Source organism: Clostridium sp. KNHs205 (assembly GCF_000702945.1).
Taxonomy (GTDB): Bacteria; Bacillota; Clostridia; order Lachnospirales; family Lachnospiraceae; genus Anaerocolumna.
Genome location: NZ_JNLE01000003.1, coordinates 3,451,211 through 3,463,857, shown reverse-complemented (window position 1 = coordinate 3,463,857; position 12,647 = coordinate 3,451,211). Strand labels below are relative to the sequence as shown.

The 12,647-nt window shown below is 37.7% G+C and carries 6 protein-coding genes; all 6 read right to left on the bottom strand.

Features of this window, described 5'->3' with window-relative positions; translation table 11 throughout:
• Nucleotides 1-215: 215 nt before the first annotated feature.
• The 6 genes from BR73_RS0114285 to BR73_RS0114260 all read right to left on the bottom strand — a co-directional run bounded on the left by BR73_RS0114285 (nt 216) and on the right by BR73_RS0114260 (nt 12,619).
• The gene (locus tag BR73_RS0114285) at nt 216-1,226 is read right to left on the bottom strand and encodes a substrate-binding domain-containing protein (RefSeq protein WP_033166083.1); all 1,011 of its coding nucleotides are present in this window, start codon (nt 1,224-1,226) and stop codon (nt 216-218) included.
• Nucleotides 1,227-1,401: 175 nt separating this feature from the next.
• Nucleotides 1,402-2,148: a tRNA pseudouridine(38-40) synthase TruA gene (gene truA / locus BR73_RS0114280; protein ID WP_033166082.1), complete on the bottom strand. Its 747-nt coding sequence runs from the start codon at nt 2,146-2,148 to the stop codon at nt 1,402-1,404.
• 253 nt (nt 2,149-2,401) lie between these two features.
• The gene (locus BR73_RS0114275) at nt 2,402-7,807 is read right to left on the bottom strand and encodes a leucine-rich repeat protein (protein ID WP_033166081.1); all 5,406 of its coding nucleotides are present in this window, start codon (nt 7,805-7,807) and stop codon (nt 2,402-2,404) included.
• A gap of 261 nt (nt 7,808-8,068) precedes the next feature.
• Entirely contained in the window at nt 8,069-9,196 is a 1,128-nt protein-coding gene (locus BR73_RS0114270; protein ID WP_033166080.1) for a response regulator, read from the bottom strand.
• Nucleotides 9,197-9,410: 214 nt separating this feature from the next.
• Nucleotides 9,411-11,516 carry a glutamine synthetase III gene (locus BR73_RS0114265; protein ID WP_033167454.1) on the bottom strand — a complete coding sequence of 702 codons (2,106 nt, stop codon included), beginning with the start codon at nt 11,514-11,516 and terminating at the stop codon, nt 9,411-9,413.
• A gap of 281 nt (nt 11,517-11,797) precedes the next feature.
• The gene (locus tag BR73_RS0114260; protein ID WP_051685212.1) at nt 11,798-12,619 is read right to left on the bottom strand and encodes a mechanosensitive ion channel domain-containing protein; all 822 of its coding nucleotides are present in this window, start codon (nt 12,617-12,619) and stop codon (nt 11,798-11,800) included.
• Nucleotides 12,620-12,647: the final 28 nt, after the last annotated feature.

The following is a 12,647-nucleotide window of genomic DNA, read 5'->3' as shown; positions in this document are numbered from 1 at the left end:
ATTCTCTCCTATATTTTGGCTTATTTTTTTTCAAATATACATATACTGTAAATTTTAAACACCATAAGCAGTAGGAATTTTTTCTTAATTACTATCTAATCAAAATAAAAAAATATACGTATAATCATAAAAGAGAGCCAAGGCTCTCTTTTATGATTATACGTATGATATAAAATAATGAAGCTTTACAATAAGCAAAATTCACCATGTACTTATTAGCTATTTATTTTTTTAACAGAATCCCTGATAATAAGCTTTCCATTTATTACCACTCTTCCTATTCTGTAATTATCTCTCTCTATTTTGCTGATAATTGCCTCAACTGCCTGCTCTGACATCGCTTGGATATCAACCTCAACCGTTGTCAGCTTCGGACTTGAAAGCGTTGCATAGATGTAATTGTCAAAACCTACAACAGATATATCTTCTGGAACCTTATAACCCTTTTTCTTTAATTTATTAATTAACAGATAAGCAACACCATCATTATTACAGACAAATGCTGTTGGCATCTTTTCCGGAAACTCTATATTTATATAGGAACCTTCATCACTGCGGTCTGCCAACACCCACTCTTCCCTTAATTTGATTCCATTGGAAAGCAGGGATTTGTAATAACCAAGATATCTGTCGAGAATACTGCTGGTGGATAAGATATTGCCCACAAATGCAATGTCTTTATGTCCCTGCGCTATCAGATGATTCGTCATAATAAAAGATCCATAAAAACTGTCACTGACCACAGAATCGATTTCAAGCAGTTCATCATAGAAATCCAGGAATACCAATGGTATAGCCATACTGTTTATAAGACTTACATACTCAAAGCTCATCTGTCCAAGTACTATTACACCGTCAACCTTATTATTCTGGATAACATTAGGCAACAGCAGCTTTTTCTCTGTATCACGGGTTATAATTTCCATGATTCCATAGTAGCCTACCTTTGACAGAGCTTTGATAACACTCTGGTACATCTTAAGATAGAATGCATCACCATCGTCCCGGATAAACCTGTCCGCTACGATTATACCAACATTATAGCTCTTGCCTTCTTTCATGTTTTTAGCAAGTGTATTATAACGGTATCCCATTTCCTCCGAGAGCTTTTTGATTTTATCCTTTAACTCTTCGCTCACTCCATCTTTATCTGATAGTGCTTTTGAGACCGTAACAGTACTAATATTCAATCTTTGAGCAATATCCTTCATAGTTACGTTCTTCATATAACCCTCCGTTTTATTATCCGCATCCTGATATAAATTATAGCGTTTTTTCGAAGGATAATCAATGTGAAAACATACTAAATTTAGCTAATATTTTGTTAACATTAACTAATTTTAAGTAACTATATTAATTATACTTTTTTATTGAACTAATCAGACAACATCCAGAAACTATTTATTCGTATTTTACATCCTGGAGAAAAAGTCCCCTGGCTTCAGCAGTTTCGCCGGCTTTATTTCTCTCGCCGCTTAACAGGATTTCATCCAGATACTCAGGTACAATCTTACCTTCACCGATTTCCATTAAGGTTCCGGCTATGATTCTTGCCATATTAGGCCAGAAGTCATCTGCTTCCATAATAATGTCCACTGAATTGATATCTGATTTAATCTGAATATTCTTCATTACTCTGACCGTTGACTTCTTCATTCGTCTATTATCAGAGAATGCTTTAAAATCATGCTCTCCCACCAGCTTTTCTGCAGCTTTTCTCATAAGTGATACATCCAGCTTATGAAAACAATAATAGTTGTATTTTCGATCGAAAACAGAAGGTACTTCACCCATCGTTATTTTATAAACATATTGAAACGCCTTTGCATTAAAACTGCTGTGGAATCGGTCCGGTACCTCAAATACCTCCAATACAGCAATATCTCTTGGCAGATAACGGTTCAAATAATGCTTGATCTCATATAACTTCATATCTGAATTAGTCTTAAAATTGGCTATCTGTCCATAGGCATGAACACCTGCTTCCGTTCTTGCTGCACCAATTACCTCGACCTTTTCATTTTCCATTTTACTAAGTATACTTTCCAGCTTGTCCTGAATCGTTATACTTTTATTATTTCCAGGCTGCTTCTGCCAGCCGTCATACCTCGAACCATCATACTCCAGTACCAGTTTAATATTGCGCATCAAAAAATATTCCTCTCTTTTCTCATATATGCTCCGGTAATGCCGGATTTCATTCTATCTTACATTATTATATAATTATAGGTAAAAGTAAATAGAGAATATAAAGATATTGCCGATTAAGCCTACAGCAATCGTACATATATTGTACGCTTCTGTACACAAAATCGGCAAGTATCTTTCAGACAGTACAAGAATAGACGGTTAGCAAGCCTCAGCCAGCCTTTCATTCATTTTGCATCAATCTATGTTGCATTTATTTCGCCTTTACTGTAACCCCCGAAGGCATGCTAAAATCTGTAAATAAACTTCTATAGCTTTTTAATACTTTCTTCGGTACATAGATAACACCTTTTGCATTGATATCTTCAAACACACAAGGGTATGGCATAACCGGCGCTGTATTGCTCTTAAAGGTTGCTTTTACAAGTCCCGAGTGAGCAAAAGCGCAGCCGCGGATTTCTTTTACAGTAGCAGGTATAATTACCTCTTTTAATCCTTTGTTTACACTAAAGGCATATGCTCCTATGACCTTGATCTTACTGTCTACTGTAATCTTACCTGTAGCAGATGGATAAGATAACAGGGTGGTTCCCGCCTTATCAAGCAGCATGGAATTTCTTGCTGAGAAATTAGGATTCTTAGCATCTACCTTAAAGGCTACAAGGTTTTTACTGCCGGTAAAGGCAGTTGAAGAAATATCGGTGACTGTGCTTGGTAATGATACAGATACCAATCTTGATACCATATAAAAAGCACTTTCGTCAACGGAAGTAACATTATATTTCTTACCGTTGATTGTAACTACTGCAGGTATGGTAACCTTTACAGGCAGTTTCTCATTTACCTGGTTATTTGCTACTGCCACTGTACCGTTAGCAGTCTCACTGGCATCCTTTGTAATACGGTAATTGATATTATCGACATTTACAAGGCTGTTATAATACTGAATGAAACCAACTTTTGTAGGTTTAACAGCCGACTGGACATTAACCCGGATTGTATATACTTTTGTTGTTGCTTTATTTCTTACTGCAGCCATAAGAACAGCTTTTCCTGTTTTCTTGGCAAAAATAATACCATTTGCATCTACGCTGATATAGGTAGGTGTGGACACATGATATTCAACAGAAGCACCTTCCGGAAGATTTTTAATCTCAACAGAAGTTATCTGTCCAGCTGTGGCTGTTATTGTCTCCGGAACACTGATTTCTTTGGGAATGCTTGGAGTACTGCTGTTTCCGGTATCCGTCTGTCCTTCTGTTGCTGCAGTAGTGTATACAACACCATAAGTGGAAAATCTATCCGTCTCAAATTGTAACTGAGTACCGTTATTAATAACAGTTGTAGGCATATTCTCGCTTACACCTGCATGGTATCTGACAACCTGATAGTTATAACCCATCCTATAAGAAGCAGGTATGTCTATCATGATAGTTACCGGTTCCTGGGTATTGGATATTTCCGAATCATTCTCAAATCCATCATAAGTAACAGTTTTTATCAGAGTTGCATCAAAGAAAAAGCTTGTACTATTTCCAAATAACCCATCTACATATGCTTTCAATGCATCTTTTTCTTCTGTTTTCTGGGGTTCACGGATTAACAGCAGAACCTTGATGGAAGAAACGTTTCCATCTGCAACATCAGCCGAGATATCAACTGTATTCAGAAGATTACTGTTTCCAACAGATGCAGTTACTGCTGTAGTATCAACCTTAATCTCTGCCTTTAAATCTTTATCCAGCTTCTTAATCTTTAAGGTATAGCTGTTGTTATCACTAAATTTAACCGTTACGGAAGGGTTTGCTTTCGTACTGTCGTATGTAACTTTAATCCTTAGCGGATTATTTAAAAGTTCAACTTCACAATCTGTGCCTGATACATCGATGTTTTCTGCTGCAGCATTCAATACGGGTAATATATAAAGTACACCGTCTTCTGAATAAACAGTAAAGGTCTTCTCTTCTTCTGAATCAGGTATTACCTGAGGATAGCTGGTTACATTATCAATAATCTGATAAGCCTCACATCTTAGAATCTTAACATCATCCTCTGTTGTTGTATTATCTTTTTTAGCAGTTGTAAAAGACCAGGTACTCTTAGAACCGAATTCAGCCATTGCATTATTTGTTACACTCTTAATAAAGTTTGTGTCAAGTTTAATATAATAACCGGTTTCATAGTCTAAAGTCTTTGGAAGTTCAACAGTTACTTTGTTACCATTAACCTTAACTTTATTGTTACTGCTGTGGATATCTGTATATTTCTTTCCGGTGTTGGAATTATAAACTGTTAGATATCCATTTCCTTTCACAACATTCTCACTTGCTTTAAAGCTTACAAGGGTATTAACAGAAGCATTTACTTCGCCGTTAACAGGTGATATGATATCTGCAATATAAGGTATTGTACCAACATAAGTAAAGGGTCCTAAATATCCGCTGCTTTCGTTGCCTGCTGCATCTACTGCTTTATAATGGATATAATAAGTCCCGTCTTCCGGGAAGGTGAATTTAACATCAGGTGCTGTGCCTTCAATCCACTTTTCTGTATCAGAAGGAGTTTCTGTGGATTTTGTGATAATCACTTTATAAGCAATTGGTTCATTGCTTCCTTCGTCATGAAAGCTTATAACTATTTCTTTGTCACCGGTGGTTACATCGTTACTGATACTAGCGGTAACAGAAGGTCCAGTTATATCTGCATAGGTGAAAGGCCCGATAATTCCTGTAGTGGTATTCTTTTCATTATCCTGTGCATAATAATGGATATAGTAAGTACCGTTCTCTTTAAACTTCACTTCTCTTTGCACCGCTTCGCTGTACTCAGACCAACCTTCTGCGTCCGTTACTACAGGCTCAGCACTTGTACTGATATATACCTTCTGCTTTTTAATTCCGCTGCTGTCTGTAAAGGTTAATACTACTTTTCCTACCTCAATGGTTGAGCCGGCAGGTATATTGCTGCTTACAGCCGGGCCGGTAGAATCCTTATAAGTAATAGGTCCTAAAGTACCCTGACCAATATTGCCAGCATTATCAATTGCTTCATAATGAATATAGTATATTCCTACTCCTGGTAATAATACGGTACGTGTAAGATCACTGCCCGGTGCCAGCCAGACAGTTTCTTCGGATATCTCAGAGCTTGTATCAACACTGACCATCTGGGACTTTAATCCACTGCCACCTGCATCCTTAAAGGTAAGTACTACTTTATTATCTCCTATCGTTGCGTTGTCCGCAACATTAGCTACTGCTACAGGTGCAGTCTTATCATCGATTACTTCAACAGTTCTTGCAAAGACTTCTGAAGTACCATTTACACTGGTAACCTTAAGACTAATCTTGTAAGTTCCTGCCGGATCGCTGCTAAAGTCAATAACCTGGCTGGTTATTGCACTTCCTGTTACAGTTCCTGCATAAATTTCCTTTTCAAAAGGCACACCATTTCTTGTCACTGTATAGGTACCAGTGACCTCTTCACCATAAATATCATAACTTTTCTCTGTTAAGACAAGGGTGTTCTTAATTCCTTTTATCAGCGTTGCTTCTGATAATTCGAAATCTGCAAATGGCCTGAGCTTAATCAATGAATCTTTTTCTTCATCATAATATTTATAACTGTAACTTATCTGTCTGGTATAAGGACTGCTGACAGCTCCATTTAAGTCCGTTACAATCAGTGATACCAAATAACGATGATCAGGTTCAATAACTGTAATCGGTGAAGCTGAAATCACCCAGGCAGGGTTCTCAGCAGATAAATCAATGTACTTCCAGACTGTCTTAGTGGTATCCAGACCGAATCCATCTGGATCATATGATAAATCATTGTAAGTTACAGCAGCACCTGTTGCAACCGTCACATCTCCAACTGTCTCAACGGTAACCATGTCCGGTGCAGTTCCTGCTTCCTGTGAAGTACCTTCCTCTCCCGGTTCTTCTACTGCAGTACCGGTTATTGCAGGACCGCTGACAGTAGCTGTAAAGTAAGCAACGGGCTGTCTGTGAGCTATTATGGTACGCAGTAACACACCTTCATAATAGATTTCATATTTACCCGGCAGACTAAAATCACACTTCAGGTCTGACATTGAAATATTGCTCTTACTGTAGATACCTTCCGGATTACTAAAGCCATCTATGCTATGAACTATTTTCCATCTTCCTTCAGGCCAATTTTCATCGGCTGTATCTGTAGCTGACGCCCCATTAACATTAATCCGTACACTTTCTGAAGTTAGTACATAAGCTGCTCCTGCTTCATCTGACACCAGTCTTGGCTGATTATCCTGCAGAATTTTTTCTGCAATGGCAGTAATCTGCTTATCATAGGTATCTGTATCCACATTATTTACATTTACAAAGCCGCCTCTTGAATCATTTAATCCAATAAAGTCCTCTGTCTGCTTCTCATTGGTATCACTACCCCAGCCAATGTATGTAACATCATCATTGTTTAAACGGTTGATGATTTCGTACTCTGTCTGAATATCATTAAGATCTTCGATAACTTCCTCATTCAGATTAACAATATATCTTGAAGTTTTAGGATTCCACTCAGGCTCTGTGATAACTTCCTTTAATGTTTTTGCTTTTTCTGTTGACATTGTAAGATTCTTTAAAGCCAGACTGGTGGGCAAACTGCAACCATGTGCCCGGTAACTGGATAAAGGCCCAAATCCGAAAGAAGAAGCCTTTTCAAAACCAACCATAGTAGCCCCATTATTGTTTCCGTTCTGGGTCCAACTTACAATATTCGAATCATCTAAGTCATCTTTAATTTCAGCTGTACTTCCTTTATACCATACTTTAACATTAGAAGGCTGTGCTTCAATTTTAATTTTACGGTATTTAACATTTGATGAATAAACTGAAGAAGATGCCAGTTTCTTAAAACCAGCTGAATCTATTATTCCTGGATTATTTAAATGATGTAAGCCTTTCGTACTTAAATCATCAAATTTATACAGGGCAATCTCCTGACCTCTGCCATCCTGGCCATACTGCAGGAATAACAGATAACCTGACATCTTTTGTGTATTATCTGAGTAATTACCTGTCATAGTCGTATTGAACAAAAATCCCACACCATCCAAGGCATCGTAAGCTTCATTTTCTACAATATCAAACTGAAATGTTTTCGTAGTAGGGTCACTGTTCTCCAGATACATAAAATCTTTGTATGCTGATGAGCCATATCCTGTAAAGAACAAATCTGCTCCCTTGTTCGTAGCTTCTAAATGACTGAGATTTTTATAGTAGGGGTGACTCCCCTGTTCATTATTACTTTCTGTCTGTTCTGTATAATTGTGGTCTGCATCGCTAATGACCGGTGATCCAAAAGTATGATCATAAACCCACCAGTTAAAGCTACTGTTGCTGGTACTTACGGATTGTGATTCCAACTCAGATATATTAATATCCTCCGCAGGGATCTGCCCCAGTTCTAATAATTTTGCTTTTAAATCTTTTGAAAAACCGGAGTAGTCAACATTTGTAGTTCCTACAGCCAGGGCTACATCGATTTTCTTGTTGACTGTCACAGTAACTGCCGGATTTGTATCAGTTTGTGCACTTACAGTAACATGACTATTTGAGATTAATCCAACCAGCAGGGCAATAATCAGGCAAATAGCAATTCTTCTTTTCTTCATTCACATTCTCCTTTCTTTTCTCCTGATAACCCATACAAATATATTCCGCCAATTCAACAGAAAAATAATATATACTACAGGCTTCGACATATTATACCAATTATATCTTACAAAAATCTTACATAGGCCATATAGCCTATAAGCCCAAAAAAATCCGTTAAGGATAGCTTCAAACTATCCCTAACGGACTTAAAAATACCCTAAACTATATCTCTCATGATACATTAACCTTAAAATCTAACGCTTTGATGGTTCCAAAAATCAGCCAATTAATTCCCCCTGTATCTGTAAATCCATATATTTAACAAAACGCTTATCTATATCCAGGTTCAAATCATTTTTCATAATCTTGGCATATTTATGAAAAAGTGATTTATATTTTTCTTTCTTTTCTAATTCTATGTAGAAACCCAGTAATTCTTCATAACCACGGCTAGACAAAGAGTTAATACTTATCAGCTTTTTCAATATGCTCTCGTATTTATCAGCAGATACATTTTTATAGTATTCGGCCATTGAGAGCATTATCTCTTCCATCTGAATTTCGACCCATTCGCTGATTTCATTTGTCCAGTCTGTATCCATATTGGTAAAGACCTCACCATGGTACATTCCGGTAAGCCGTTCTGCCTCCTGTAGGTTCTCCTCTGTTATTATGCCGTTGCTTCTTACGAAAACATTCAAGTCATATAAATCACAAATACCTCTTTTTATAAATACTTCAAAATCCTTATTAAACTTAAAATAAGTTTCATCAATACCATAACTGCACAAGGCAGCTTTCAGCCTGGAAACTGTCACATAAAAATTATTCCGGTCCAATCCCTCTTTTCCCGTGAATAATAATGACATTAATTCATCCCGGTAAATGGCTTTATTAGCCTTACATATAAGATAAGTCAATAATTCTTTTGTCTTAGTCGTAGGAAACTTCATTGCTTCTTTTCCACTGCAGGTTACTTCGAATTTGCCAAAACACTTCATCTGAAATATCTGGTTACTGCTGCACTTTTCCCTTTCCAAAGTCAAAAGCATATATTGTCTCTTAATGCTGTCCATCATCCTTGTAATTTGTCTGTCTGTAACAGGTTTTAGCAGGTAATCCATTGGATGAACCTGAAAACTTTCAATTGCATACTCAGAAAATGCAGTTATAAATACAATTATAACATCGGGTAAACGGCTTTTTATACTTTGTGCCAGTTTTAGTCCATTTAGTTCCGGCATCTCAATATCGACAAACAAGATATCGGGTTTGTCTATTTCTATATTATTTAAAGCCAGTAGCGGATTGGTATAGGCAGCCGCTATTTCCACCTCATGTTTTTTCAGAAAATAGCAAAGTAAATCAATGGAATGTTTCTCATCATCAACGATTATTACCCTCAATCCCCAGTTTCCTCCTTCGCAACTACGAATAGCACACCTAAATCATATATCACATTTGCTCCTGATGCAAGTACCACTAAAAAATAATTTGCAATCCATATATCATGCCCCTTCGTTTGACCGGAGATAACACATTTAAAGGGACTGCCCTCTAAGCACTTATGTACTTAGCGGCAGTCCCATATTGGATGAATATATATTCTAGCTGGTGTAATTATACTTCAAATAATAAATCTCCGTAAGTAGGTACCGGCCAAAGCTCTTTATCAACGATTAATTCCAGCTCATCAATAGGAGTTCTTAAAGTACTCATAGCAGGGAATACAACGTTTTTAAAGTATACAGCCTGATCCTGACCTTCTTTTTCTGCAGCTTCTGTTACTACTTCCTGTAATTTACCAAGTGCAGCTTTTGCAGAAGCCAAAAGTGTAGAAGTGTCTTTTAACAAACTCTCCTGAACGGATACGTCTGCATCGGGAACTGCAGCCTTAATGGAATTAATGGAGCCTGCAAGGCCTGTAGCATATTTGATAGCAGCCGGAAGGAAAAGCTTGCTTGCCATTTCAATCATAGTCTTTGCTTCAATGTTGATAGTTTTTGAATAAGCTTCAAATTCAATTTCTGCACGAGAATGAAGTTCAACTTCTGATAAAATGTTATATTTACCAAATACCTTGATAGCTTTCTCAGTAGTCATAGCAGGAATTGCTTCAACGAAGGATTTTAAATTAGGAAGTCCTCTTCTTTCAGCTTCAGCCACCCACTCATCTGAGTAACCGTTACCATTGAAGATGATTCTCTGATGCTCTGTTAAAGTCTTCTTGATTAAGTCATGCACGGCAATATCGAAATCAGCTGCGCCAGCAAGCTCATCTGCAAATCTTCCTAATACATCTGCTACAATAGCATTTAAGGTTGTGTTAGGACCAGCGATGGACATGGAGGAACCAACCATTCTGAACTCAAATTTATTACCGGTGAAAGCAAAAGGTGATGTACGGTTTCTATCAGTTGCATCCTTCTTTAATTCAGGAAGTGTATGAACGCCAGTATTTAACTTACCGCCCTGTTTGCTGGTCTTAGCATCACCAGTCTCAACAAGCTGTTTAACAACGTCTTCCAACTGCTCTCCAAGGAAGATAGAGATAATAGCCGGAGGAGCTTCGTTAGCACCTAATCTGTGATCATTTCCTACATTAGAAGCAGAAAGACGAAGTAAATCTGCATTCTCATCAACAGCTTTGATGATAGCGGAAAGGAATAACAGGAACTGAATGTTCTCATGAGGTGTCTTTCCGGGATCTAAGAGATTCTTTCCGGTATCTGTAACGATAGACCAGTTGTCATGTTTACCGGAACCGTTAACACCTGCAAAAGGCTTCTCGTGAAGCAGGCAAACAAGACCGTGACGGTTAGCAACCTTCTTCATTGTCTCCATTACTAACTGATTGTGATCAGTAGCAATATTAGCAGTGGAATAAATAGGTGCTAATTCATGCTGTGCAGGAGCAACTTCGTTATGCTGTGTCTTAGCTAAGATACCAAGCTTCCAGCATTCTTCATTAACTTCCTTCATGAATGCAGCAATTCTTTCCTTTAAGCTTCCGAAGTAGTGATCTTCCATTTCCTGACCCTTAGGAGGCTGAGCTCCGAATAAGGTTCTTCCGGAGAAGATAAGGTCGGGTCTCTTTAAGTATTTTGCTTTATCTACAATAAAATATTCCTGCTCGGGACCTACGGAGCAAGATACGGATTTAACTTCATCATGTCCGAATAATTTAAGTAAACGTACTGCCTGATCGCTTACTGCTTCCATGGAGCGAAGAAGAGGTGTCTTCTTATCAAGAGCTTCGCCGGTATAGGAACAGAATGCGGTAGGGATGCAAAGGGTAACACCGGAAGCATCTTCTCTTAAGAAAGCGGGAGAAGTACAATCCCAAGCGGTATATCCTCTTGCTTCAAAGGTTGCTCTTAATCCGCCGGAGGGGAATGAGGATGCATCGGGCTCACCTTTGATTAATTCTTTGCCGGAAAATTCAAGTATGATTTTACCATCGGAAGTAGGGCTGATAAAGGAATCATGTTTTTCAGCAGTGATACCTGTCATAGGCTGGAACCAATGGGTATAATGGGTTGCACCTCTTTCGATTGCCCAGTCCTTCATAGCATTAGCAACAACATCAGCTACTGCAGGATCCAGTTCCTCTCCATTCTTGATTGTTTTCTTTAAAGCGGCGTAAACTTTCTTGGGTAAACGTTCTATCATGGTTGCCTCATTAAAAACATCAACGCCAAAGATTTCAGTCAATTTCTCTGCCATAAAAATCTCCTTCCATACATTTATATTTTTGTTCTTTAACATATTTATTATGGATACAAATACAGTAGACCAGTACATATACGTTAAAAAAATTATGTAATCCACACCAGTACTTGTATAAAAAAAGCGTCCCCAAAAAAGCTGGGAACGTCTTTGCTCCGGCATAAATTTTGCCTATAGATAAAATACCACTTTTTCATAAAAAAGAAAAGCCCTTTTTTGAATTTTTTTTAGTTTTTTATGAATAAGTTTAAAAAGTGCTTAAAATACTGGCAAAATCTCTATACCATCTTAACCTGTTTTTCATCGAATTCCTTCTTTATGGTCTCTAGAAGTTCGCATTTACAGGTGAAATAATCTTCCGATTTAACCCATGCCCTGATTCCCATACTGATGCTGCCGGCATCAAAACTATTTATAAATACTAAATTAGAGGCGTCTTTTATTACATATTTATTCTTCTCTAAAATATCCTCCAATATAATCCTGATCCGTTCTACCTCTTCTGTGCGGTCCACAGCTACCGTAATATCAAGTCTGCGTTTCACTTCGTTGGTGGAATTTACGATATTAGCATTGGATAAAGCACCATTTGGCATAACAACGAGCCTGTTATCCGCTGTCAGCATTTTTGTATAAAAGATATCTATGGAAATGACTTTTCCTTCATTCCCCAGATGAGTTATGTTATCACCAACTTTGAAAGGGCGAAGCAGCAGGATAATCACACCGCCAGCAAAGTTTGAAAGTCCGCCCTGTAAAGCCAGACCGATACTTAACCCTGCTGATCCTAATACTGCAACCAGGCTGGCATCTTTTACTCCAAAGATCTGAACCAGAATGATCCAGGTAAGTATTATATAAAGGATTGCCCGGATAAAGGCCAGCAGAAAGCCTTTCACTCCTGCTTCCATCTTTCCTCTTATAAATGCCTTTTCAAACATTCCAAGTAACACTTTAATAACTTTCTTCCCAATAAAAATAACGATTAAAGCAATCAGAATATTAATAACAAATTCGAAGCCGCTGCTGATAAGACTCTTCCAGATATTATCTAAGGTAGTTACTACATCTTGTTTCATCGTTGTCAGGATTTTTTCCATTCAAATCAATCCTTTCTGCGTATTTTCA

What these genes read in the sequence shown, in the direction of transcription:
- BR73_RS0114265 (WP_033167454.1), bottom strand. Translation starts at nt 11,516, where the DNA reads ATGGCAGAGAAATTGACTGAAATCTTTGGCGTTGATGTTTTTAATGAG.
- BR73_RS0114285 (WP_033166083.1), bottom strand. Translation starts at nt 1,226, where the DNA reads ATGAAGAACGTAACTATGAAGGATATTGCTCAAAGATTGAATATTAGT.
- truA (WP_033166082.1), bottom strand. Translation starts at nt 2,148, where the DNA reads ATGCGCAATATTAAACTGGTACTGGAGTATGATGGTTCGAGGTATGAC.
- BR73_RS0114275 (WP_033166081.1), bottom strand. Translation starts at nt 7,807, where the DNA reads ATGAAGAAAAGAAGAATTGCTATTTGCCTGATTATTGCCCTGCTGGTT.
- BR73_RS0114260 (WP_051685212.1), bottom strand. Translation starts at nt 12,619, where the DNA reads ATGGAAAAAATCCTGACAACGATGAAACAAGATGTAGTAACTACCTTA.